General features: G+C 42.1%; 18 protein-coding genes. 9 read left to right on the top strand and 9 right to left on the bottom strand.

Annotated features, from left to right (window positions below):
- Window positions 1-4: 4 nt before the first annotated feature.
- The 7 genes from ACVW2L_RS09860 to ACVW2L_RS09830 all read right to left on the bottom strand — a co-directional run bounded on the left by ACVW2L_RS09860 (window position 5) and on the right by ACVW2L_RS09830 (window position 10,854).
- The gene (locus ACVW2L_RS09860; RefSeq protein WP_457127792.1) at window positions 5-1,777 is read right to left on the bottom strand and encodes an SMP-30/gluconolactonase/LRE family protein; all 1,773 of its coding nucleotides are present in this window, start codon (window positions 1,775-1,777) and stop codon (window positions 5-7) included.
- 163 nt (window positions 1,778-1,940) lie between these two features.
- The gene (locus ACVW2L_RS09855; RefSeq protein WP_457127791.1) at window positions 1,941-4,238 is read right to left on the bottom strand and encodes a TonB-dependent receptor; all 2,298 of its coding nucleotides are present in this window, start codon (window positions 4,236-4,238) and stop codon (window positions 1,941-1,943) included.
- A gap of 68 nt (window positions 4,239-4,306) precedes the next feature.
- Window positions 4,307-4,624 (bottom strand): hypothetical protein, encoded by a 318-nt coding sequence (locus ACVW2L_RS09850; protein ID WP_457127790.1) that lies wholly within the window; start codon window positions 4,622-4,624, stop codon window positions 4,307-4,309.
- Between the two features lie 84 nt (window positions 4,625-4,708).
- Entirely contained in the window at window positions 4,709-4,921 is a 213-nt protein-coding gene (locus tag ACVW2L_RS09845) for a hypothetical protein (RefSeq protein WP_457127789.1), read from the bottom strand.
- Between the two features lie 129 nt (window positions 4,922-5,050).
- The gene (locus ACVW2L_RS09840; RefSeq protein WP_457127788.1) at window positions 5,051-6,502 is read right to left on the bottom strand and encodes a TolC family protein; all 1,452 of its coding nucleotides are present in this window, start codon (window positions 6,500-6,502) and stop codon (window positions 5,051-5,053) included.
- A 3-nt stretch (window positions 6,503-6,505) separates the two neighbouring features.
- On the bottom strand, window positions 6,506-9,670 hold the full coding sequence (locus ACVW2L_RS09835; protein ID WP_457127787.1) for an efflux RND transporter permease subunit: 3,165 nt from the start codon (window positions 9,668-9,670) through the stop codon (window positions 6,506-6,508).
- A 47-nt stretch (window positions 9,671-9,717) separates the two neighbouring features.
- Window positions 9,718-10,854, bottom strand: coding sequence for an efflux RND transporter periplasmic adaptor subunit (locus ACVW2L_RS09830; RefSeq protein WP_457127786.1), 1,137 nt, complete (start codon window positions 10,852-10,854; stop codon window positions 9,718-9,720).
- Window positions 10,855-11,692: 838 nt separating this feature from the next.
- Between ACVW2L_RS09830 and trpD the strand changes: the two genes are divergently transcribed.
- The 4 genes from trpD to trpA all read left to right on the top strand — a co-directional run bounded on the left by trpD (window position 11,693) and on the right by trpA (window position 15,333).
- The gene (gene trpD / locus ACVW2L_RS09825) at window positions 11,693-12,682 is read left to right on the top strand and encodes an anthranilate phosphoribosyltransferase (protein ID WP_457127785.1); all 990 of its coding nucleotides are present in this window, start codon (window positions 11,693-11,695) and stop codon (window positions 12,680-12,682) included.
- A 1-nt stretch (window position 12,683) separates the two neighbouring features.
- Complete coding sequence (locus ACVW2L_RS09820) at window positions 12,684-13,325, top strand: phosphoribosylanthranilate isomerase (RefSeq protein ID WP_457127784.1); 642 nt, start codon at window positions 12,684-12,686, stop codon at window positions 13,323-13,325.
- Window positions 13,309-14,490 carry a tryptophan synthase subunit beta gene (trpB, locus tag ACVW2L_RS09815; protein WP_457127783.1) on the top strand — a complete coding sequence of 394 codons (1,182 nt, stop codon included), beginning with the start codon at window positions 13,309-13,311 and terminating at the stop codon, window positions 14,488-14,490. Before ACVW2L_RS09820 ends, trpB begins: the two co-directional genes overlap by 17 nt.
- A gap of 69 nt (window positions 14,491-14,559) precedes the next feature.
- Complete coding sequence (gene trpA / locus ACVW2L_RS09810; protein ID WP_457127782.1) at window positions 14,560-15,333, top strand: tryptophan synthase subunit alpha; 774 nt, start codon at window positions 14,560-14,562, stop codon at window positions 15,331-15,333.
- Between the two features lie 334 nt (window positions 15,334-15,667).
- On the opposite strand, the gene ACVW2L_RS09805 is transcribed toward trpA, so the two are convergent.
- Window positions 15,668-16,150, bottom strand: a complete 483-nt coding sequence (locus tag ACVW2L_RS09805; RefSeq protein WP_457127781.1) for a CinA family protein — start codon at window positions 16,148-16,150, stop codon at window positions 15,668-15,670.
- A gap of 162 nt (window positions 16,151-16,312) precedes the next feature.
- Here ACVW2L_RS09805 and ACVW2L_RS09800 point away from each other — a divergent pair, with 162 nt between their 5' ends.
- Window positions 16,313-18,259: a glycoside hydrolase family 97 catalytic domain-containing protein gene (locus tag ACVW2L_RS09800; protein WP_457127780.1), complete on the top strand. Its 1,947-nt coding sequence runs from the start codon at window positions 16,313-16,315 to the stop codon at window positions 18,257-18,259.
- Window positions 18,260-18,562: 303 nt separating this feature from the next.
- Here ACVW2L_RS09800 and ACVW2L_RS09795 read toward each other — a convergent pair whose 3' ends face one another.
- Complete coding sequence (locus ACVW2L_RS09795) at window positions 18,563-21,181, bottom strand: TonB-dependent receptor (RefSeq protein ID WP_457127779.1); 2,619 nt, start codon at window positions 21,179-21,181, stop codon at window positions 18,563-18,565.
- A 329-nt stretch (window positions 21,182-21,510) separates the two neighbouring features.
- Between ACVW2L_RS09795 and mgtE the strand changes: the two genes are divergently transcribed.
- The 4 genes from mgtE to bioB are packed head-to-tail and all read left to right on the top strand — an operon-like array spanning window position 21,511 to window position 24,576.
- The gene (gene mgtE, locus ACVW2L_RS09790) at window positions 21,511-22,860 is read left to right on the top strand and encodes a magnesium transporter (RefSeq protein ID WP_457127778.1); all 1,350 of its coding nucleotides are present in this window, start codon (window positions 21,511-21,513) and stop codon (window positions 22,858-22,860) included.
- Window positions 22,861-22,900: 40 nt separating this feature from the next.
- Entirely contained in the window at window positions 22,901-23,212 is a 312-nt protein-coding gene (locus tag ACVW2L_RS09785) for a nucleotidyltransferase family protein (RefSeq protein ID WP_457127777.1), read from the top strand.
- Window positions 23,202-23,537 carry a HepT-like ribonuclease domain-containing protein gene (locus tag ACVW2L_RS09780; protein ID WP_457127776.1) on the top strand — a complete coding sequence of 112 codons (336 nt, stop codon included), beginning with the start codon at window positions 23,202-23,204 and terminating at the stop codon, window positions 23,535-23,537. The genes ACVW2L_RS09785 and ACVW2L_RS09780 overlap by 11 nt, the downstream gene beginning before the upstream one ends.
- Before the next feature lie 25 nt (window positions 23,538-23,562).
- On the top strand, window positions 23,563-24,576 hold the full coding sequence (gene bioB, locus ACVW2L_RS09775) for a biotin synthase BioB (protein WP_457127775.1): 1,014 nt from the start codon (window positions 23,563-23,565) through the stop codon (window positions 24,574-24,576).
- Window positions 24,577-24,633 lie beyond the last annotated feature (57 nt).

Below are 24,633 nucleotides of genomic sequence, written 5' to 3'. Positions count from 1 at the left end.
GTGGCTATATCCGTTGAATCTCAGGTTTGAAAGGCTTTTCAAAAGGTTTTACCCCTTTTACACCTACCTTACGCCGATATACTTTGTTGTTTATAGTTACATAGATTATATCAAAATTTGGTCCGCCAAAACAAAGGTTTGATGGACTGCCTTCGCCGGGAGTAGGTATAATGGTTATTACCCGGCTCTGCTCATCAAGTACTTGGATGCCCATTCTGGTAGTAACCCACATACGGCCGTTAGCATCAAATTTTGCCCCGTCAGACCACGCGTTGTCCGCATCGTCGGGCACGTGCAGCCAACCCAGGCGTTGTTTATTGGTAAGTGTTCCATCGGCTTTAACCTTAAAAACATACACCCAATGTGTTGCCGATTCGCACACATACAACATGGTTTGGTCAACACTTAGCGCTAAGCCATTGGCAAATTTAAGTCCTTCATCAACTACCAGTTTTTGCCCGTTTGGCTTTATCAGGTATATTTTACTAGGTTTATCAACTCCGTTAGGCGCTGTTACGTAGATGTTGCCATTGTTGCCTATGGTAATGTCATTTCCGTTTATAATACCGCTGGCAACAATAGTAGCTTTGTTATTGGCATCATAACTTATAACCTGGTTGGTGGCGTTGGCAATGGTATAACGTTTGCCATCAGGACCGAAGGCTGTTCCGCTTGCTTTTTTTGCATCGATATTTAATTGGGAAAGCTTTCCGTTTAAATCAACTTTATATGTTTTTGAGTTAGGTATATCCTGAAAGAAAACCTCGCCAGCTGCATTTGTAGCGGTGCCTTCAGCAAAACCGTAACCATCGCCAACCAATTGCCACCCCTCGGTAGGAATTATTATTTTACTGGTATAAGCATTTTTTGAAATTCCCGCTTTAACCGGAGCCGGGTAACCCTTCCATAAAAAGCGCATAGCCTGCGGAAATATTGCCGTGGCGTGGTTGCTGTTATGTGCGCCTTCGCCCCAGGAGTGCTCAACTTCATAACCCGCAAACTGAAACGCTCTTTCCATCATCTGCGCGGTTATCCACCAATCGCCTGCGTAATTATTCAGGTCGTTGGTGCCATCCTGCAAAAATACTCTAATGGGTTTAGGTTCATATTTCCGTATCAGGGTAGCAAATCTTTCGCCGCCACGCAGGCCAACAAAGGTGCTTATCGCACTAAAAACCCTTGAAAACGACTCCGGCCTTTCCCACGCAACGTTGAAGCCGGCAATAGCGCCACTGCTTTGCCCGCCAATTGCCCTATCATTTGCATTTTTTGATAACATAATGGAACGGCCATCTTTGGTCTTCTGTTTTTCAACAAATGGTAAAACTTCGGTAAGTAAAAACTTGGCATAATTATCACCTAAGCCATCATACTCAAAACTGCGGTTGTTGCGGTTAGCAGCAGTTTGGGGGTTTTCGGCAACTATTTGTCCCGGCGTTACAAAAACGCCAATTGTAACAGGCATTTCTTTACTGTTGATCAAATTATCAAAAACAGTAGGAGCTTTAAACTGAACGGCATCCTGGTTAACATATAAGCAGGCAGGCTTTTTACCATCATACTGCACGGGCACATAAATGGTAACCGTGCGGGTGGTGCCAGAATAAATCTTTGATTCGGTAAAAGGCAAAGTTATCAGCTCGCCCTGTGGCACACCTGCGTGTACTACCGAAGCAGAATCAACAGGATATTTTTCTACAGGAGCCTGCGCAAAGGCGATTTGAAGCGTTAAACAACAAACAAAAGCTACGGCTTTCATCAATTTAAATGTGGTCATTTTCTTAATGATTTATATAATTGGCTATCAAATATATAAATTAATAAGGCACACATTAAGCCTTTAAAAGCACTATGTTTTTGATGAGACTCTTCGCCAGATTCGTTGAAGTATAAATGATCCTCCTCCTGTTAAGGAGAAGGATCATAAATTATTAAACTATCTAATTGATATTGAGTGGTAGGTATAAGCTAAAAGTTATGTTCCGACCAGGATTGTAAACCCCAAAAGTAGGATCAGTTAATGCCAGGCGTCCCGGGCGCAGGCGGTTTAAGGCATCGTAATAACGTTTATCGCTCAGGTTATTTCCTGATACCGCCAGTTTAATTGGCTGTTTGCCCATATTAAACGTAGCACCTACGCCAGCGTTTATTAAAGTGTAACCACCGGCTGCTGTTTCAAAATTTGCATCAATGCGTTTTTGACTAAAAAAGTTATCAAGACCTAAAGACACATAAAAGTTTTTTACTCCGCTTACTTTAGGCTCAAACCGTAATGTATTATGAATAACCCCTGCCGGTATAAGCGCAAGCGGGCGATCAAAGGTTTTGTTCTGCGCGTGTGTATAAGAGAATGTGTTATCAAAATGAAGAAACTCTGCCGGGTGCAGATTAAAACTTCCTTCTAACCCGTAAAGGTTTGCGTTTACCTGCCCGTACCGATAAACATCAAAGTTTTGTGGCTTACCTTCCTCGTCAAGCTGCGTAATTTGTTCTCCGGCCTTTGCGGATGCATAGATGTAATTGTTGATATAGTTTTCATAAATGCCAAAGCTTCCTGAAAATATATCAGCATCAAAATCAAGTGTGGCATCAGCCTGATAACTGCGCTCTGGTTTTAGGTTAGGGTTGCCTATTTCATAACGCACAGTCCCTTCATGGGCTCCATTTGAACCTAGCTCGGCCGGGTTTGGCGCACGGAAGGCTGAGCCTGCATTGGCTTTAAACGTAAGCGCGTCATTAAACGAATGGGTATAGCCAGCTGCGCCACTCACGTTGCTGAATCTGTTTTTAAACCCGGTAAACTGTTCTTTACCATTAACAAATAGCTGCTTACCATCGTTGTTAACATAGTCATAGCGCAAGCCTGCATTAAAGGTGTTTTTATCCCACGATTTTTTAACGTAAACAAAGGTTCCTACAGATGTCTGGTCGTATTCGGGGATAAGATATTCATAACCTTTATTTGTACTGCTTTCATTAGAAGCGCTTAAACCTATAATGGGTTGCCAGCCGTCTGCCTCCCCTAAGTAGTATTTAGCGTCGGCAGAAAAGGTATTCAGGTCAAAAAACAAAGCAGGGTCGGAACTCTCCAACTCGCGGCGCTGATTTTTTTGATAACCCAGATCAAGCTTAAGAGTGTTGTTGCCAATAATAAAATTATTGTTTAACGCAAGTTTGTAGTGGCGGATGTCCTGTCTTGGGAAATCAAGCTTTCTACCGGTGGCTTTATTGGTATACAAGGCATCGCCCGGTTCCGCTTCGTTAAAGCCGATGTTGTTTTTAAAATAGGAAAAATTAAGGTGTGAGTAGCCCCATTCTTTATTTAGGCCCAGCATGCCACTTAAGCTGGTATTATTAAATCCACTGTTGATGTAATAACCAGCGGGTGTTTTAAAATCATGCGCATTTTGATAGGATCCGCGACCGCGCCATACAAAGCCGCTGTTGTTGCCGCTTAACATTAAAGATGTATTTGTAAGGCCGTTATTAGTTGCATAGCTGCTCAAAATCTCGCCTTTAAGTTTCCCGGGTGATGGTACCAGCGGATCAAGCACATTAATAACACCACCAATTGCGTCTGATCCGTATAACAGAGAGGCAGCCCCGCGAAGTACCTCAACACGGTCGGCCTGGTTTTGGTCTATTTCTATGCCGTGTTCATCTCCCCATTGTTGGCCCTGTTGTTTTACCCCGTTGGTCAGCGTAACCACGCGGTTGTAGCTAAGGCCGCGAATTACGGGTTTTGATATGGCGCCCCCTGTTGTAATTTGGCCCATGCCCGGCACCTGTCGTGCCAAAGCGTCCACCAGGTTAGTTGATGGCCCAAGCAGTTCCTCGCGAGAAACGCTGCTTGCCGACGTGCTGTTACTTTTATTGCTGGATGTAATGGGCGTGCCTGTAATTACCACCTCTTTTATCTCGACAATACTTTGTTCCAGCGCGAAATTTAAAGCACCACCTATGGCAAGATCAATGGTTTTTACTTGTGTTTTATAGCCCGAATAACGCGCTTCAACAACATAGCGGCCTTTAGATGGGAGGGAGGTGAATGAAAATTGCCCGTTTGCGTCACTAATTGTACTCAATCGCAATTGGGATATAGTAATTACAGTGCCCGGCAAAGTCTCGCCTGTTTTGGCGTCTGTTATAGTGCCGCTTACCGAGCCGACTGCGTTGGCGAATAAATAATATGGAAATATTACAGCTATAAAAAAGCCGAATAATAATTTAAGTTTCATTACGAGAATGTTTAACTGAATTTTAAAAAAAAAGAATAATTGTGCCCTAGCGGGGATATTTGTTTCAGTTAAACAAGAGGCGGGCCACGGGTGGCTGCAAGTACCAGCGATATGCTTTGATAAGAAAGGGCTGCAACCCGCAGCTGTTTATAAGCCGAACCATAAATTACGGTATTATTCAGGTCGACGCTTAAAAGGGCGGTAGTATCGTGATTAAGCTGGCAAATTTTACAGTTTTCTTCGGTACCGGTAGAGGTATTGTGTTTTGACTGCTTTGTTTTAGCGTAAGATGCAACGTGACTGTGGCTAAAAACAATGATCTGCCCTGTGGTAAAACACAGCAACAAAACCAAAGCTGCTACAATTCTTGTTGTATTATTTTTCATAAGCCTCTGCAAAGGTAGTTATAAAATGCAAAAGCAACAAGCTTGCATTAAGTAAATTTTGAGTGATTTATTGTCAGTAAAGTACTATGATTTTTTGGCCGTGGCGAATACAATTACACCACCCACAAGCAAAATACCACCAGCATACGGAGGCCAGTTAACACTTTTTTCTTTCTCTGCTGATATCTCAAGAGGACCCGCATCAATTATTTTTTCTTTTTTTGTGTAGGTAAAACCGGTCCAGATCAGCATAGCTGCGCCAATCACTATCATTATAATTCCAATTGTTCTGTTCATGGCAGTTGTTTTAATGTTTGATATCACAACACCGCGTGTTTTAAATTGTTTCAAAGGATAGGGCAGGGGGGCTTAAACAAAAAAAGGGCGAAGACCAATTGATCCCCACCCCCAACTTTACAAAAAATTTTAACGCCAGCCGCCGCCAAGGGCACGGTATAAGTTCACTTCGTTTAAAAATATATTCTTTTTAGTAACAGCCAATTGCAATTCGGCATCAAGCACATTCCGCTGTGCGGTAATAACCTCCAGATAAGTTGCGCGGCCAACCAGGTAAAGATCCCTTGAAACGCTCACAGCATTATTTAAAGCCGTTACTTCTTCCTGCTTTAACTGATAGTATTTATGGAAGTTATCCATACCTTTAAGGCTGTTCATCACTTCCTGATAGCCACCAATAATAGTTTTCTGATAATCATATAAGGCAGCTTTTGCTTCGGCAACTTTGTATTTGTAATCAGATTTTACACGCCTGCGGTTAAGTACCGGTGCCGTAAGCCCGCCAATAATACCATAAACTGCTGATGCAGGGTTGAATAGTAAGGCGCCTTTAAAAGCGTTATACCCGCCGTATGCATCAATTGTTAATGCCGGAAAGAAGGCCGCCCTCGCTGATCGGATATCAGCATTAAGCGCCATCAATTCCAATTCAGCCTGCCGTATATCGGGCCTGTTAAGCAGCAACTGTGTGGGTATACCTGTGTTAAGCTGGCGTGGTTCGGTTAGTGTTATTATAGATGTGTCGCGCACTATTGGGCGATTAAAACTGCCGGTAAGTAAACGCAGCGCATTTTCTACCTCTGTTATTTGTTGTGATACTTCATATTGCAGTCCTTTTGTGTATGCCAGTTGGGCTACAAATTGCTGTACCGCTAATTCAGTGGCACGACCGCCTAACTTTTGTATCTGCACAATTTCAAGGGCGCTCTCCTGCAAGATTACATTTTTTTTGATAATGCCCAATTCATTGTCAAGCGCTAATAGCTCATAGTAATTGGCAGCTATCTGAGCCGTCAGTTCTGTAGAAACTAACCTGTATCCACTTTGCGTAGCAAGATATCGAGCTAAGGCAGCTTTCTTCTGACTTTTAAGCTTACCCCATAGATCAACTTCCCATGAACTGCGAAGCCCCACAAATAGATCGGGCGTTGGGCTGGTAGGGATGCTTTGCTTATCGTTGATGTTGTTGGAAAGGTTGGTATCATAGTTACCTACACCGTTCATAGTGTAAGCGCCAAAACGATCGGCACCTGCACTTACGTTCAAATTTACCCAGGGCAGTAATAATGATTTGCTATACTTAAAATTAGCCGCCGCCATTTCAACACGTTGCAGGGTCGCCTGTAAATCCAGGTTAGCGTTGAAAGCTGTATCAATAAGCTGCGTTAACAACGGATCAGCAAAAAAGCTCTTTGATGGTAGGGCGGCTACTGTATTAGTATCAGCCGTTAACGCTACAAAGCTGGCAGGTAAGACCTTATCCGATTTTACGGTAATGGCCTTATAGTTTTTACATCCTGCTGCCATAGCCAGCAGCAGCATGATTATGTAGAACTTATAATATTTTATAGTGTGTAGCATTGTTTATTGGTGATGATTTAAGTATTCTGGTTCAATTACTTGTACAGGAACTGCTTGTGGATTGGGTTTCTTTTTGCCCATTGATGCAAAAATGACGTACAAGCCCGGAATGATAAACACACCGAAAATTGTACCGAACAACATACCGCCCGCAGCAGCTGTACCAATTGAGCGGTTACCCACAGCACCTGCACCGGTTGCTATACAAAGCGGGATCAATCCCGCAATAAATGCAAATGATGTCATCAAAATGGGTCGTAAACGCGAAGAAGCTCCGTCAGTAGCCGCTTGTAGCACTGTTGCCCCTTGGCGTTGCCGTTGCACAGCGAATTCAATTATTAGAATAGCGTTTTTACCCAGCAAGCCTATAAGCATCACCAAAGCTACCTGCGCATAAATGTTGTTCTCAAGCCCTAAGATCTTGAGGAAAAAGAATGCTCCGAAAATGCCTGTCGGTAACGAAAGAATAACCGGAAGCGGCAGTAAAAAACTCTCGTATTGTGCACAAAGTAGTAGATAAACAAATATCAAACAGAGCAGGAAGATGTAAATAGTTTGATCTCCGGAAAGTGTTTGCTCCCTCGTCATACCAGACCATTGAAAGATGTATCCACGCGGCAACTCTGCGGACTTTTCCTCAATGGTTTTAATAGCATCACCGCTGCTAAAACCTTCCTCAGAGTCGCCTGTAACCATTGCAGAAGTGTACATGTTAAAGCGTGTAACCTGTTCGGGGCCCAACACGCGTTTTATTGAAATAAAGGTTGAAAAGGGCACCATTTCTCCTTTATTGTTTTTTATCATAAGACGCAATAGGTCTTCAGGTTTGCCTCTATACTCAGGGGATGCCTGAACCATTACTTTATACATTTGCCCAAAGCGAATGAAATTGGATGCATAGTAACTACCCATCAAAGTTTGTAAAGTAGACATCGCCTGGTCTGTTGTTATTCCTTTTTGTGCTGCTACTGCATGATCTATGGAGATGAGATATTGCGGAAAAGTGGCGTTAAAGTTGCTTGACGTACCAGAAATTTGAGGCGTCTGGTTAAGCAAATTTACGAAGTCGTTTGTTACTTCTGCTTCCTTCACCAGATTGCCTGTACCACTCTTGTCTAAAACTCTAAATTCAAAACCACTCGTATTGCCAAATCCCTGAACCGTTGGCGGTGGTAGAAACTGGATATCAGCATCGGATATTCCTTTAGTTCTTTCTTCAAGAATGGCTATTATGTCATTAACAGATTCTTTCCGATCATCCCAGGTTTTAAGATTGATCATCCCCATTCCGTAAGATGCCCCGGCCGTGTTATTCACTAAACTAAAGCCTGCAAGGGTCGATATGGATTCTACTGCGTCCAGCGATTTGGTTTGCTCGTAAATAGCAGACAGAACATTTTCTGTACGCTCCACAGTTGCGCCTGGTGGCGTAGTTACGTTAACATAAATTACGCCTTGATCTTCAGTGGGAATAAAACCTGTGGGTAATATGGCATTGAAGCCCCAGGTGGCAATAAAAAAGAATGCCAGCACGCCTATTGTTAATGCTTTCCGTCCGGCTATTTTTGCTGTAAAGCCTGTATACTTGTCGGCTAAAGAATTATAGCCGGTATTGAATTTATCGAAAAACCTTGCTAACGCACCTTTATGTACTTCAGAATTATGTGGCTTTAGCATCAATGCGCATAAAGCAGGAGTAAGCGTTACCGCATTTATACCTGAAATCACTATGGAAAAAGCCAGTGTTAAGGAGAATTGCCTGTAAAATACACCAACCGGCCCCGTCATAAATGCAACCGGGACAAACACTGCCGACATCACAAGGGTTATGGCAATTATAGCCCCGCTAATGTCTTTCATGGCAGAGATGGTAGCATCCATAGGGGATAGATGTTCTTCGGCCATTTTTACGTGCACGGCCTCTACCACTACAATGGCGTTGTCCACCACTATGCCTATGGCTAATACCAGTGCAAAAAGGGTAAGCAGGTTTATAGAAAAGCCTAAGGCCTGCATACATGCCAAAGTTCCTATCAAAGCTACGGGTACCGCAAGGCCCGAGATCAGTGTGGAGCGAAAATCCTGAAGGAACAGGTAAACCACCAAAAACACCAAAATAAATGCTTCGATCAGCGTGCGTAAAACCTCATGGATAGATGCATCCAAAAAACGGGAGACATCATAATTGACATTGTATCCCATCCCTTTAGGAAACTGCGTGGCCTTAAGCTCAGCCATACGTGCCTTTATATTGGTAATAACTTCGCGCGCATTTGAACCTGGCCGCTGTTTGATCATGATGGATGCAGAAGGCCGTCCATCTGTTTTCGAAACCATACCATAGTTTAAAGAACCGAACTCCACATCAGCAATCTCGCGCAGCTTTAACACAGATCCATTGTCATCCGCCCGTATAACGATGTTTTTATATTCTTCCGGCTCAAAAAACTTGCCCGGATATCTTAAGACATATTGCAGTAATTGCGGCGATTTATCCGAACTTACCCCCGTTTTACCAGGGGCAGCCTCCACATTTTGAGCACGAATAGCTTCAATAACGTCGTCGGTTGACACCTTGTAAGCAGACATACGATCCGGTTTTAACCACACACGCATGGCATACTCTTTAGCACCTAAAATTTCTGCATAACCTACACCGTCAATGCGTTTTAACTCCTGCAATACGTTAATATCAGCAAAGTTGTAGATGAATTTTTCATCAAGCTTGTCATCCTCACTGATAATATTAAGGTACATCAGCATGCTGTTTACCTCTTTCTCGGTCTGCACGCCTGCTTTAGTTACTTCTTCCGGTAATTCGTCAAGCGTTTTTGAAACACGGCCTTGTACAATAACCGCGGCTTGGTCTGGGTCTGTGCCCACATTAAAATTTACTTCAATAATGGTCAATCCGTCATTAGTACAAACGGTTGACATATAGGTCATGCCTGGCACGCCGTTAATAGAACGCTCAAGCGGGGTAGCAACAGCTTTCGCACAAACTTCGGCATTAGCACCTGTGTAGTTGGCTGTAACGGTAACAGTAGGGGGGGCAATATCGGGGAACTGTGTTATAGGTAGCTGCAATAAAGCCAAAACACCCACCAACACAATAAGCAGAGAAATAACAAGCGACAGTATAGGTCGCCTGATGAACATTTCGAACATAAGGGTAGTACGTTAGATAAAAAATAAAAGAATAACAGGCTTGTAACCTATTTCATGGCCAGCTTTTTTCCGGCCGAGGCGCTAATGGGTTGTATAACCATTCCATCGCGTGCATTTTGTGTGCCTTCATACACAATCTTGTCGCCGTGTTTAAGCCCATCCTTTACCACATAATAGTGTGCAAGGCGGGTAACTGGCGCAATACTTTGCATGTGCAGCATATTATTTTTATCTACTACGTACACGTAGCTCTTGTCTTGTACATCAAATACAGACTGTTGCGGAACTAATATTACAGAATCAACATTTGATGAAATAAACAATTTCCCGGTAGCGCCATGGCGCAGCAACCTGTTCGGGTTAGGAAATTTGGCCCTGAAGTCTATTGATCCGGTTGATTGTTCTATTTGTCCTTCAACTGTTTCTATATTTCCGGGTTGTTGGTAAGCACTTCCGTCAGACAGAACAAGTTTCACGCTGGTATCTGATACTTTTTTTCTTTCCGCACGCTGATATCTTAGGTACTCGTTTTCCGGAAAACTGAAGTAAGCGTACATGGCAGAAATATCAGAAACATCAGTAAGCAAAGTTCCTTCGTCTATCAAACTGCCTGCCTTAAGCGGAATGCGGTCAACTATACCATCAAATGGAGCGCGTATATTGGTATAGGCTAAGTGATTTTCAGCACTTTGTACCGATGATTTCGCCTCTTCAATTGTGGCCTTGTCGGCATTTAACCGGGCAAGTGCCACTTCAAGTTCTGATTTGGATATAACCTTTTTATCAACCAGTAATTTTATACGTTCAGCTTCAACCTCTGTAGCGCGCGCGGCGGCTATAGCACTGCTTAGCGCGGCCTTAGCCTTGCTTAGCATAACGCGGTACTCTTCGTCGCTTATTTTAAAAAGTAGCTGGCCTTTTGTTACTGATTTGCCTTCATCTACATATATTTTTTCAAGAAAACCTTTAACCCGGGCTCTTATTTCTACGTTACGGATGGCTTGTATGTCGGCCACGTAGGGGGTTTCTAAAATTGTGTCGCGGGCGGTAAGGGTAACCACCGGTAGTTGTTCAATAGTTTTTACTTGTTCCTTATTGTCCTGACTATTAGCCGTGCACCCCGTTATGTAAACGGGTACAGTTATAACTAATAGCCATCTATATATTGATCTAATCCTTGCCATAATGTTTGTTATATTAAGCTATGTATTTGATATCTGCGAAGCGGATATCCTGAATAAAAACACACAATGCGTTAAGCGTATTAATAGCTATATCAGAACGGACTTAGTCTGAAGAGAAAGTTGTAATAACTGGGCAAAAAGTGGCTTACCGTATGATATTTACTACGGTAAAGCTTTATTGTAGTAGGGATAGTATTGCAAAAAGAAAACAGTTGTTGGGTAGGAACCAACATAGCCGGGGATGTGATCCGGTTAAATAAGAAATGGTTTCGGTATTTAATTTTATGAGAATGATCTCCTTCTTTTTCGGTTAGATCCTCATAAAAATGGACAGCGGTGCTCAAGAACGAGCTCATTTCTAATAAACATTCCTCTGACGTATCGGTACATGATGAATTAAGCTCTACAAGATTTGTAGGTACCTGAAACCAAATAACTGAGTTGATCAGCCATGCAAAAAGAATTATGTGCGTCCATCTTTTCAGCATAGAGGCGAATTTAACAATAAAAAGTCAACAAAATCAATCAATTTTGAATAAATTGATAGTTTTTTTGGCTTTGTAATAGAAATATTATAATTAATTAAGAATATTATGATCTATTTAATAAATGATAAGCAAAAAAAATGTTTAATAACAACGTTGTTTTTAAAAAACTATTTTCATATTTGCGGTGGTTTAAAAATGAAGTTTACGAATTTAAATATTAACTGGTGGTGGCTTAACGAGAGATCGTAGGGCAAATCCGTGTTATATATAGATATATTGTAAGGGTTGCCAGTTTGGTAACCCTTTTTTGTTTAAAAATCATTTTTAAATCATAGCCTCTAAAAGTTAAAATGAAACAAATATTAAATCATCTTTTTGAAAATAAAGCGTTCAGCAAAGAAGAGGCGCAAGAGATACTGACCAACATATCAACAGGTAAGTACAACAACTCGCAAATTACCGCCTTCATGACGGCTTATTGTATGCGTAGTATCACTGTTAATGAGTTGGAAGGCTTTCGCGATGCCATGCTTGACCTTTGCCTGCCCGTAGATATGGGTGGAATGGAAATGATAGATCTTTGCGGCACAGGCGGCGATGGGAAGGATACTTTCAATATTTCAACCCTTGCCTCATTTATAGTGGCAGGTGCAGGTTATAAGGTAGCTAAACATGGTAACTATGGTGTATCATCTGGTTGCGGGTCATCCAATGTTATGGAGTATCTGGGCTACAGCTTTACCAATGATATTGATACGCTTAAAAGTAGTGCGGATAAGGCAAACATTTGTTTTTTACATGCGCCGCTCTTTCATCCTGCCATGAAAACCGTAGCGCCAATAAGGCGGGAATTAGGAGTAAAAACGTTTTTTAATATGCTTGGGCCAATGGTTAATCCAGCAAGGCCAAAAAACCAATTGGTAGGCGTATACAATCTTGAGCTGGCACGTATGTACGCCTATCTGTATCAGCGTTCTGACAGGAAATATACCATATTAAACGCCCTTGACGGGTATGATGAGGTATCGCTTACGTGCGATTTTAAAACCTTTTCAGCCGAAGGCGAGAAGATCTTCTCACCAGAGGCTTTAGGCTTTGGCCGATTAGATCCAGCGCAAATTGCGGGAGGCAGCGATGTACCCGAATCTGCAGCGATATTTACTAAAGTGCTAAATGGCGAGGGAACCGAAGCGCAAAATAATGTTGTTTTAGTAAACGCAGCACTTGCTATTAAAACTATTAAGCCATTAAGCAGCTTTGGCGATTGTTTTTACGAAGCCGAAGAATCGCTTATACAGAAGAAAGCGCTTAAAAGCTTTAAAACGCTTATACAGAATTAAAATGAAAATTAAGGTTTGTGGCTTGCGCAATGCCGAAAATATAAAAGCCGTGGCAGCTTTGGGTCCTGATTATATTGGACTTATACGTTACGATCGCTCACCTCGCTATGTAAACAACATTGATGATGCACGCTTGGACACCTTACCCGAAACCATTTTGAAGACCGGTGTTTTCGTTAACGAAAGCGCAGAAAATGTAGCGCAGCTAATAAGTAAGTATGGCTTAAATGCTATTCAATTACACGGCAATGAAAGTGCTGATTTTGCCGCCTCATTCAAAAACAAAGTTGTAGTTTTAAAGGCGTTTGGAGTAGACGAAAATTTCGATTTTAATTGTCTGGAAAACTACGTGGGGAGCGTTGATTTTTTTCTTTTTGACACCAAGACAGCAACGCACGGCGGCTCTGGCAAGACTTTTAATTGGAGCGCGTTGAACGAATACGAGCTAAACGTGCCATTCTTTTTAAGTGGTGGGCTAAGCTTGGAAAACCTGAGCGAAATAAAGAATATAAAACATCCGCAGTTTTACGGGGTTGATCTCAATAGTCGTTTTGAAACATCGCCGGGAATTAAAGATATAGAAAAACTAAAAAAGGCATTTGCCATTGTAAAACAATATACCACTAATGAAATACGGAGTTAACGAACAGGGCTACTACGGCGACTTTGGCGGGGCGTACGTTCCCGAAATGCTTTACCCTAACGTGGAGGAACTACGGCAGCGATATTTATCCATTATCAGCGAACCTGGTTTTCGTACCGAATTTGATCAGTTGCTTAAGGATTATGTGGGCAGGCCATCGCCATTGTATTTTGCTAAAAGATATTCAGAGAAATACGGTGCTAACATATTTCTAAAGCGAGAAGACCTTAACCATACAGGTTCGCATAAGATAAATAACGCGATAGGGCAGATACTTTTGGCTAAGCGACTGGGTAAGACACGTATTATAGCGGAGACCGGAGCAGGGCAACATGGCGTGGCGACTGCTACGGTGTGCGCACTAATGGGGCTGGAATGTATAGTTTATATGGGCGAGATAGATATGGCGAGGCAGGCACCTAATGTATCCCGTATGAAAATGCTCGGCGCTAAGGTTGTTCCGGCAACATCCGGCAGTAAAACTTTAAAAGATGCTACCAACGAGGCGCTGCGCGACTGGATTGCTAATCCGGTAGATACCCATTATATTATAGGATCTGTAGTGGGTCCGTACCCATACCCTGATATGGTGGCACGTTTTCAATCTATCATATCCTTCGAAACCAAAAAACAATTACTTGAGCATACAGGAAACGAACTGCCTCAATATGTTATGGCATGTGTTGGTGGCGGCAGTAACGCCATGGGCATGTTTTACCACTTTTTGGATGACGACGCTGTACAGTTAGTTGCTGTTGAGGCTGCCGGAAAAGGAGTTGATAGCGGACACTCTGCGGCTACAACTTTTTTAGGCCGGGAAGGTGTTTTGCATGGCAGCCGCACTATTTTAATGCAGACGGATGACGGCCAGGTTGTTGAGCCTTATTCTATATCTGCAGGCTTGGATTACCCTGGGATAGGTCCGCAACACGCGCATCTTTATAAGATAAAACGCGCTCAATACGCCAGCGTTACAGACGACGAAGCTTTGCAGGCGGGTTTGTTATGCTGCCAGTTAGAGGGCATTATCCCTGCTATTGAGTCGGCGCACGCATTGGCACAATTAGAGAAAATGCAATTTAAGGCAAACGATAATGTGGTGATCTGCCTATCAGGCAGGGGAGACAAGGACTTAGATACGTATATAAAACATTTTGGATATTAGGGAGTTCATGGATCATAGTTAATAGTTCATAGTAACTATTGCCCATGAACTACCAACTATTAACTAACCATGAACCGTTTAAACAAACTCTTTCAAGAGAAAAAAAACAATCTTTTATCCATTTATTTTACAGCGGGTTATCCCGAACTTAATTCGACGCTTAAAATCGCAGAGGCTTTGGAAAAAGCGGGTGCCGACTTTTTAGAGATAGGTTTCCCTTATTCTGATCCCGTGTCTGATGGCCCTACAATTCAGCACAGTTCAGAGCGCGCATTAGAGAGCGGAATGAGCCTTAATGTATTGTTTGAGCAACTAAAAGATCTGCGTAACCGCGTTAGTATCCCAATTTTACTAATGGGCTACGTAAACCCTATTGTGCAGTATGGCGTTGAGCGCTTTTGTAAAAAAGCCGCGGAAGTAGGGGTAGACGGTATAATTGTACCTGATTTACCAATGTACGAGTACGAGAGCATGTACGCGCCGTTTTTCAAAGACAATAACCTGAGCAATATTTTCCTGGTTACGCCACAAACCTCGCCTGAGCGGATCAGGAAGATTGACGAGCTGAGCAATAGCTTTATATACCTGCTATCATCTTCATCCATAACAGGTGGTAAGTTAAGTGTATCCGTTAACATTGAAGATTACTATAAACGTGTGGTGGCCATGCAGCTAAAAAACCCAACTATCATTGGCTTTGGCATTACCGACAAGAAATCATTTGATAAAGCGTGTGAATACGCTAACGGTGCCATTGTAGGCAGTAAGTTTGTTAAGCTTTTAGGGGAGGAGGATTATTTACAAAAGATACCGGCTTTTATAGAATCTATAAAACAAGATTAGTTATCACTTCTGGTTAACATAGCCGGGTGTTGCAAAAAAAAGTTTTTCCAATGGAATAAAAAAGATAAAGTATTAAATATCAATAACTTAAATATTTTATGCATCACTACTTATTTGTCAGTAAAGTACGCTGTGAATTGGTTGTAAATATTTGATTATAAGCATCTTGTAAAAACAGAATATTGGTGCTTTTTTACCGTTTTTAGCAACACTTTAGCAACACAATAGCAACAGATAAGCAACACTTTTGCAACAGCCTTTTAGAATGACCCGTCCTAAAAAGTTTGTATTACCAAAATATAAATAGCTAAACTTTACAGCGCATACACCGTAATTATAAAGCTTTTACCGCCTCAATCAGCATTTCTGCAGTTGCCTGAATAGTGTGATGGATAATATCCTCACGGGTCCCGCTAAATACCTTTCTAAAACTGCAGGGATTGCCTTTAACCAGTGCAGAAACAAACATGGTACCAACGGGTTTCTCTGCTGTTTCGCTGCCCCCGGGTGCCGTAAGCCCGGTAACGCCAACCTGAATGTCTGAAGGTATTTTTGAATCTAAACGTTCAGCCAGATCACGCGTAACCTCCATTGATTCGGGCGTAAATTTTTCAAATAAATCGCGGGGGACGCCTAACAATGACACCTTCAAATCGGCGTCATAACATACAATGCCGCCTTTTAATACTTTGCCCGAATGTTCTGTTAGTGCAAATTCCGAACAGAGCCACCCGGCGGTAGCACTTTCTGCAAAAGCAATGGTGAGCCCCCTTTTGGCCATCAATCTGCTTAACTCATTTATTTTGCTCTCTGCCATAACCTTATGTTTAAGTATTAAACAATCAAAGTTTGGCGCGGTTTTACAACAAAGATGAAAATAGGCCGGTTAAAAAAATCGGGAAAAGCAATAAGTGTATTAAAAACAATTATACATTTGTTGTAGTTGTTCAAAACCATTTATCAATACCAATAAACAATTATGAAATTTTTTAATTCTACACTGCTGGTAGTGTGTTTAAGTGCTTATGGCTTAAATAGTTACGCTCAGGATGTTTCTGTACTTAGCCCCGATAAGCAATTGAGTATTAACATCACCGTAGCCGACGGAAAGCCGGCCTATTCGGTAACTTACAAGGGCAAGGTAATGTTGGATAAGTCGCCGTTGGGCCTTACTACTAACGAGGGCGATTTTAGCAACGGCATGAAATATTTAAGCAATACCCAAGGTGTTGTAGACAAAAACTATACGCAGGATAAGATCAAACGGTCACAGATTCACTACGTGGCCAACAAACTTATTTATGTATTAGAAAATGCCAAACAGCGTAAATTAAATATAGAATTTCAGGTAAGTAATAACAACATCGCTTTCCGTTATGAAATTGAGCCAATGGGCGAGCGGATGTCTTGCGTGGTTGAGAAAGAGGCCACAGGCTTTAAATTTCCGGCCACAACAACAACCTTCCTGTCTAATAATATGTCACCAATGACGGGATTTGCACGTACCGCCCCAAGTTATGAAAGTGCTTACGTGGCTGATGCACCGATGGTAAAACCACGCCCTGCTGCAGATGGTTACGTGTTTCCCGGTTTGTTTCATGTTGGTACTGATGGTTGGGTTTTGTTAACAGAAACGGGCCTGAGCAGCCTTTACTGCGCGTCGCACTTAAGCGAGATATCAGCAGATGGTGTATATTCTATAGAATACCCAAGCGTTAAGCAAAATAATGGCTTCGGGTCAACAGGCGCTGCCATATCATTGCCGGGCCATACGCCGTGGAGAACGATCACTGTAGGTGATAATTTAAAACCAATTGTTGAAACTACCATCCCTTATGACGTAGTTGACCCATTGTATGCAGCATCTAAAGTTTATAAATACGGCAAAGGCACCTGGAGCTGGATATTATGGCAGGATAACAGCATGAATTATGCAGATCAGGTTAAGTTTATTGATCTGGCTGCCACGCTTAAGTACGATTTTATTTTGATAGATGCTTTGTGGGATAAGAATATAGGCAAAGAAAAAATGAAGGAGCTGGTAAAATATGCCGCTACTAAAAAAGTCGGCGTGTTTTTATGGTACAACTCAAACGGCCAGTTCAATGATGCACCGCAAGGTCCGCGCGATAAAATGAACACGTCTATCGAACGAAAAAAAGAAATGAAATGGCTGCGCGATATAGGTGTGGTTGGCCTTAAAGTTGACTTTTGGGGTGGCGATAAACAAGAAACCATTCGTTTGTACGAGGATATCTTTTCTGATGGCAATGATTATGGTCTGATGATAGACGTTCACGGCGCAACGTTGCCGCGGGGATGGGAACGTATGTACCCTAATTATGTAGGTACTGAAGCCGTTTTGGCATCAGAGATGGTGTATTTTAATCAGGGCAACCGCCAAACGGAGGCTGTTTATGCTACGTTCCACCCATTCATCCGTAACGCGGTGGGTAACATGGAGTTTGGCGGAACCTTCCTAAACAAGTTCCTAACCAAAACCAATCAAACACGTAGCCCCCGTTTAACAACAGATGCATTCCAGTTGGCAACAACTATTTTGTTTCAAAACTCGGTACAGTTTTTCGCGCTTGCACCTAATAACCTAACAGACGTGCCAGCTTTTGAAATTGACTTTATGAAAACTGTACCCACCACATGGGATGAAACAGTTTACATTGATGGCTATCCGGGTAAAAGTGCCGTAATTGCACGTCGCTCTCAAGGCAGGTGGTATATAGCCGGCGCTAACGCAGGTAAAGAAGTTTTAAAGCTTAAGCTTAGTTTACCAATGATAGCCGGTAAAAAAGTACAGCTTTACAATGACGATAGTGCTAAAACTACTTTTACCAAACAAATTGATATAGGTAAAAACGGCGAATTGGAAATTGAAGTTCAGCCAAATGGCGGCTTTGTAATAAAGTAATTTTATTCAATTAGCAATAAATAAAGCCTCGCGTAAATGCGGGGCTTTTGTTTTTTTAATTCCCTTAATGCAATTGCAAGTTCTTACTGGGGCAGGGGCGCGGCGGATGGTGAGTTGGGTGGTAGGGGTTTTGTCTGCAAATAAATTCTGTTTAATCCCTTCCTTCATCTTCCCCGGGGAAGGAATAGCAATACCCAAAGCTTCTTTATAAATCTTTAATGAACCTTTGATATGGTCTCCGGGCCCAAACAAAAAAAGGCCGTCCTTTCGGAGCGGCCCTTTAACCTATCAAATTGTATAAACCTATAAAGAATATCTTAATGTTATGCCAAGTGTTCTCTGATCGCCCAATACACCTGCATACTGACCGGCGTTACCGCCTGCAGGTAATAATTGCTCAAAGTAATTTTGGTTAAGTATGTTACGAGCCCATACATAAGCGCTTATTCCGCGTGAAGCTTTAAAGCCTAAACGGCCATTAAGCAATCCGTAACCGGCAATGTTTAGATAAGCCGACGGGGTTGCGCTTGATGAGAACGATGAACGGAAAGAACCATCAGCAGCTAAAAAGAATTTTGAAGTATTGTTTCCTAAAAAGCTGGCATCGGTGTCAAACTCGCCACCTATTGCGCCTGCCCATTTAGAAACGCCGGGTAATGCAGCACCCGAGATATCTTTAAATGCCGGTGTTAAACCTGTTTCCTCTAATGGTAGCGGAGCGTTAGTAAACTTAACGTATTTAGCATCTGTCCAGGCAGCATTTCCGTAGAAAGAGAAATGTTGATCTACTTTGTAATTAGCGTCTAACTCTAAACCTTTTACGTTTACTTTATCGGCATTTGCAATGTAACCGCGGTTAACAGTCAGATCCGGCGACTGAACGTTGGTTTGATAGTTATCGATATCTGAATTGTGGAAAGTCAAATTCACAATAAAGTTATCCAACGGTGTGCTTTTGAAGCCTATTTCGTAGTGGTGTGTCTTCTCTGGTTTGATCACCGCGTAATCTAAAATGGTTTTACCCGCCTCTGGCGATGGCAAACCGGCCACGTTAACACCTACTGGCTTATAGCTTGTAGAGTAAGTAGCAAAAGCATTAAATCTTGTGCTCGGCCTGTACGCTGCAGTTAATGAATAAGTAAAGTTATTTTCGTCAACATTTGTTGCGTAATTCTGGCTGCTGTACACACCGTTTTTAATTTTTTGAAGTTCGGATTTTACTGCTGTACTGTAAGAAGAGTTAGCTATATCCAACCCACCTCTGGCCTGGCGATCATAATAAACATCCTTTTTGTCGTAGTTGATACGTGCGCCAGGTACAATGTGGAAGTTTTTAACTATTTCATAATCAAGACTACCAAAAGCAGCGGCGCTTTTTGATTTGATAGAAGCGTTAGTGTAAATACCGTAGCCTTCTAACAAATTTGGTGTAGCCCATAATTGGTCGTTAGTTGTACCGGGGGTGTTAGCATTATTTCCGGTTGAGCTCTTTGCAAAACGCCATTGTGCAGCACCAGACTCTTCAGTACCCGTAATCTTAACTTCCTGATCTAAGTAGAATACACCTACAACACCACTCAGGTTTTTAGCAAAATCGCCGGCATAACGTATCTCTTGCGACCAGTTATGGTGTTTTGCGGGGTTTTGAGATTTAGCCAACACAGGCAAACCTGTAAAGTCGCGGTCGTTTGAAGGATCCCAATCCCAGTAACGATATGCCGTAGTAGATGTTAACGTACCCGGACCGATTTTAAAATCACCGTTTAATGATACACCTCCTAATTTGTTACCTGATCTCCATGGTGTGTCGTGATCTATCACGCGATCAAAGGCATTGGTACTTGGTAATTTATAACCTAAGTCGGCTATAATTGCATTAAACTGACGATAAGCAGCACGTTTTGTAGGTGCAATACCTGCTACAACCTGCGCGTAACCATCGGGTTTTTGGTCAGATGCGTCGCCTGCTAAAGTTATAGATACATTATCAGATGGTTTATATAAAAATTGCAAACGGGCACCTAAGTTATTCAAATCATTAGTAGCGCGTCCGGTGCGAATGTTCTGAACTAAGCCATCGCGCTGTGTACCCGAGAAAGATAGACGAGCCGCAATTGTTTTGCTTAACGGACCGGTTATAGCAGCTTTACCTTGAACGTAACCAAAGTTACCAAAGCTGGTCTCAAAAGTATAACCAGGGGTAAAGCTTGGCTTGCGGGTAGTGATGTTAAAGGCACCGGCTGCGGTGTTCTTGCCAAATAAGGTACCTTGCGGGCCACGTAAAACTTCAATATTTTCTACGTCGATAAAGTCAAACGTAGCAACTGCAGGCCGTGCGTAATAAACGCCATCTACATAAACACCAACACCCGGATCCAAACCGTCATTGGTTAAACCAAATGGTGAGCCTATACCACGAATATTGATCCCGGTGTTACGCGGGTTAGATGTGTATAATTGTAATGACGGTACAAACTGCTTAACGTAGTTAACGTTAAATGCACCCGCCTGATCAATTTGTGCACCACCCACAACAGAAACCGGAATAGGAACATCCTGTAAAAGCTCTCTACGACGGCGTGATGTTACAACGATCTCGCTCAGCAGATCATCTTCAACCAGCGTTAACTCTAATGGAGTAGTTTGAAAAGACAAAACCTGGAAATCCTGCGGTTTAAAACCAACCGATTTTACCTGGAGATAGAAAGGAACCTCCAGTTTAGGAGTGATAGTGAAAACACCTTGCTCGTCAGCAGCTACTGACGTGGTTGTACCTCTAACCGTTACCGTTGCGTGCGGTACCGGGGTGCCTTTAGAATTTTTTACTACGCCTGTTACCACATTTTGCGCGAATGCGGCAGGAGATGAATAAACCAGGATAGTTAACAGTAAAAATTTTACCGTGTTTTTAATAAGTTTCATTTGTATTTGTGTGCTTTAATTTTTAGTTGTTATGTGTTACTATAATAATAGGTGGTCGAAAAAGTATCGGTTAGCAACAACACGAGTTTGTGATTTGGGAAAAGTAAAGTTTGGTCATAAATATTATATAAATTCTATAGATTTAGTCGACAAAAATATTAATTAAAATCGTTCCGTCAATTCTTTTTTAAAAATATTTAGTAAGCTGTTAAAAAACAGGCGTTTGTAAAACAATGCGGGTTGTGAATTCATTTTAAGAGATCCATTTAAAAGTTGCTATTGGGCTGCTTTTTATCTAACTATTCAATGGCAAATGCTTATTTTGCAAAATGCAATCTTTTGAAGTGGATAAGAAGGACCTGACCAGGGTTAAAGCGGCCCTTGAGGGTGACGATGCAGCGTTATCTGAGATACTGAAAGACTACCATGCTTCTGAGATAGCAATCCTGTTTGAAAAATTGCCATCGGATTCGCAGGAGCGGATCATCAATATATTGCCTACCGACGTCGCTTCAGAAGTTATTTCCGAAATGGATGAAGAAGCACATCCCGGAGAACTGCTTATCAATCTTCATCCCGAGAAACGATCTGAAATTGTAAGCGAACTGGATTATGACGACGCGACCGACCTACTTGGCCAACTTGAAGAGCACGAGCAGGAGGACCTGCTTGAAAGTATGGATGCAGAGGACGCATCCAGTATACGCGCACTTTTAAGCTATGGCGAGTATACCGCGGGTGGTTTGATGAATTCGTCGCTTATAAAGGTGAACATCAGGCAGGATAAAAAAGGAGCACTTGACGATATCATCCGCCAATCTGAAGAGATGGAGGAGTTTTACACCATTTATGTGGTGGAAGACGATGATACTTTACAAGGTGTAGTATCCATCAAAAATATAATAAAAGCGCATGCCGATGCCAAAATAAGCGATCTGCTTAAAGCGGACCCGGTTTACGTTAAGGCCGATGTTGACCAGGAAGAAGTGGCCAGACTAATATCGCAATATAATCTTACCACTATCCCAGTTGTTGATGATCACATGAAGCTGTTAGGGCGCATTACGGTTGATGACATCATCGACGTAATGGAGGAGGAGAGCACAGAGGATATTTTAAAGTTCTCGGGTGTATCAGAAGATGAAGAACTGAGTGGTAGCTGGCAGGATGCTGTAAAAAGCCGTTTACCCTGGTTGGTATTAAACCTTGCTACCGGCTTTTTGGCTGCCGGCGTGGTGAGGCATTTCGCATCTGTGCAAATTGCTATCCCAACAATTGTAGCATACATGACGATTGTGAGTGGTATGGGTGGGAATGCAGCAACGCAAGCATTAGCGGTAACAGTACGCCGTATATCTTTAAGCGATTTGACGGATAGTCAGGCTTATCGTACAGTTTTAAAAGAATTTTCGGTAGGGCTGATCAATGGTGCAGTTAATGGGTTAATAGTGGGGGCATTTGCCTTTTTCTATGATGGTAGCCCACTGCTGGGACTGGTTTTATTTTTAGCCATGACAGGAAATCTTTTTATAGCTGGTTTAACGGGGGCTACAATTCCGTTAGTTTTAAAGCGGGTTGGAATTGATCCCGCAGTGGCCTCGTCCATTATCATTACTACATTTACAGACTGTGCCGGATTTTTCTTGCCATTGTGGTTTGCCAGCAAGTTTTTGCTGTAAGGGTTAAAAATGTAAACGGTTTAATTGTAATTTTGTAATTATGCTTCATCCAATAATACAGTCGCGTTTACCAAGTATTGTGAGGTTGTTCGAAACCTATAATATAAAACGCGCGTATGCTTTTGGCTCGGTTGTAAGTGATAAATTTAACGATAACAGCGACATTGATCTGTTAGTTGATTTTGAGGATACAATAAATACTTTAGACAGGGGGAGAATATGGTGGGATTTGCATGATGAACTAAGAACTTTATTTGACAGAGAAGTAGATTTGCTTATAGAAGGATCTTTAAAAAACCCTTATTTACGCGCGGATATCGACGAGAAAAAGCAATTGATATATGCAGCGTGAGTTAAAAAAGTATTTGTTTGATATACTAACCTGTATTGAGAACATCGAACAATTTGTTGGGGAGCATAATGATTTTGAAAGTTTCGACAAAAACCTTATGCTTCAACACGCTGTTGAAAGAAACTTAGAGATTATAGGTGAGGCAGTGAACAACTTGCTTAAGTTATATCCAGACATACAGATTACGGATGCAAGAAGAATAGTTGATACACGAAATAAAATTATCCATAGCTATGATAATGTACATCCTGAACAGATATGGAATATAATAATTAACCATTTATCAACATTAAAGCAAGACACAAAGACGCTTTTAGACGGATAATTTAATATTTATAAAATTATATATAATGACTGAAGTAAGACATAACTGGACCCGCGAGGAGATTGCTGAAATATATCATACGCCGCTGCTTGACCTTATTTATAAAGCAGCTACTATACATCGTGAAAATAAAGATTATGCCGAAGTACAGATCAGCTCGCTCATCTCTATAAAAACGGGTGGCTGCCCTGAAGATTGCGCTTATTGCCCACAGGCAGCACGCTACAATACAGGTGTTGATGTGCATGCCATTATGCCCAAAGAAGAAGTTATTGCTGTTGCACAAAAAGCAAAGGCCGGCGGCGCTTCAAGGCTTTGCATGGGTGCCGCATGGCGCGAGGTACGCGATAACCGCGATTTTGATAAAGTGATTGACATGGTAAAAGCGGTTAACGGTTTAGATATGGAGGTTTGTTGTACCCTTGGTATGCTTACCGAAAGCCAGGCACAACGCTTAGCTGACGCGGGTTTATATGCTTATAACCATAACCTTGATACGTCTGAGGATGATTATAAACGCATCATAACAACCCGAACCTATGACGACAGGCTGCAGACATTGGAGCATGTGCGTAAAGCAAAGATCTCGGTATGCAGCGGCGGTATAATTGGCTTAGGCGAAACGGTGGAAGATCGCGTCTCTATGATCAAAACGCTATCTAATTTACCACAACATCCAGAGTCAGTTCCAATCAATGCCCTTGTGCCTGTTAAAGGTACTCCGTTGGCAGATCAGCCGCGCGTTTCTATATGGGATATGGTTCGTATGATTGCCACTACCCGCATTGTTATGCCTAAAACGGTTGTACGCCTTTCTGCCGGCCGTACCGAAATGAGCACTGTTGAGCAGGCCTTTTGTTTTATGGCAGGTGCCAATTCTATATTTGCCGGCGAGAAATTGCTTACCACTCCAAACCCATCATTTGATGAGGATATGGCCATGTTTGAGCTGCTTGGTTTAACACCACGTAAGGCTTTTAAAAACGGTAGGCCCGAGATCAAAGAGATTAAGGAAATGAGTATAAATGAAGTGATATAAAATATATAGGCCGGTTCATCCGGCCTTTTTTTATGAATTAAACCTTTCTTCAAACTT

It is taken from the genome of Mucilaginibacter sp. HD30 (assembly GCF_054061755.1).
The sequence above is the reverse complement of the archived record's forward strand: the minus strand, read 5'-3'. Positions and strand labels throughout refer to the sequence as shown.

Bases quoted from the DNA above. Each gene is read 5' to 3' on its own strand.
- ACVW2L_RS09860 (WP_457127792.1), bottom strand. From the start codon at position 1,777: ATGACCACATTTAAATTGATGAAAGCCGTAGCTTTTGTTTGTTGTTTA.
- ACVW2L_RS09855 (WP_457127791.1), bottom strand. From the start codon at position 4,238: ATGAAACTTAAATTATTATTCGGCTTTTTTATAGCTGTAATATTTCCA.
- ACVW2L_RS09850 (WP_457127790.1), bottom strand. From the start codon at position 4,624: ATGAAAAATAATACAACAAGAATTGTAGCAGCTTTGGTTTTGTTGCTG.
- ACVW2L_RS09845 (WP_457127789.1), bottom strand. From the start codon at position 4,921: ATGAACAGAACAATTGGAATTATAATGATAGTGATTGGCGCAGCTATG.
- ACVW2L_RS09840 (WP_457127788.1), bottom strand. From the start codon at position 6,502: ATGCTACACACTATAAAATATTATAAGTTCTACATAATCATGCTGCTG.
- ACVW2L_RS09835 (WP_457127787.1), bottom strand. From the start codon at position 9,670: ATGTTCGAAATGTTCATCAGGCGACCTATACTGTCGCTTGTTATTTCT.
- ACVW2L_RS09830 (WP_457127786.1), bottom strand. From the start codon at position 10,854: ATGGCAAGGATTAGATCAATATATAGATGGCTATTAGTTATAACTGTA.
- trpD (WP_457127785.1), top strand. From the start codon at position 11,693: ATGAAACAAATATTAAATCATCTTTTTGAAAATAAAGCGTTCAGCAAA.
- ACVW2L_RS09820 (WP_457127784.1), top strand. From the start codon at position 12,684: ATGAAAATTAAGGTTTGTGGCTTGCGCAATGCCGAAAATATAAAAGCC.
- trpB (WP_457127783.1), top strand. From the start codon at position 13,309: ATGAAATACGGAGTTAACGAACAGGGCTACTACGGCGACTTTGGCGGG.
- trpA (WP_457127782.1), top strand. From the start codon at position 14,560: ATGAACCGTTTAAACAAACTCTTTCAAGAGAAAAAAAACAATCTTTTA.
- ACVW2L_RS09805 (WP_457127781.1), bottom strand. From the start codon at position 16,150: ATGGCAGAGAGCAAAATAAATGAGTTAAGCAGATTGATGGCCAAAAGG.
- ACVW2L_RS09800 (WP_457127780.1), top strand. From the start codon at position 16,313: ATGAAATTTTTTAATTCTACACTGCTGGTAGTGTGTTTAAGTGCTTAT.
- ACVW2L_RS09795 (WP_457127779.1), bottom strand. From the start codon at position 21,181: ATGAAACTTATTAAAAACACGGTAAAATTTTTACTGTTAACTATCCTG.
- mgtE (WP_457127778.1), top strand. From the start codon at position 21,511: ATGCAATCTTTTGAAGTGGATAAGAAGGACCTGACCAGGGTTAAAGCG.
- ACVW2L_RS09785 (WP_457127777.1), top strand. From the start codon at position 22,901: ATGCTTCATCCAATAATACAGTCGCGTTTACCAAGTATTGTGAGGTTG.
- ACVW2L_RS09780 (WP_457127776.1), top strand. From the start codon at position 23,202: ATGCAGCGTGAGTTAAAAAAGTATTTGTTTGATATACTAACCTGTATT.
- bioB (WP_457127775.1), top strand. From the start codon at position 23,563: ATGACTGAAGTAAGACATAACTGGACCCGCGAGGAGATTGCTGAAATA.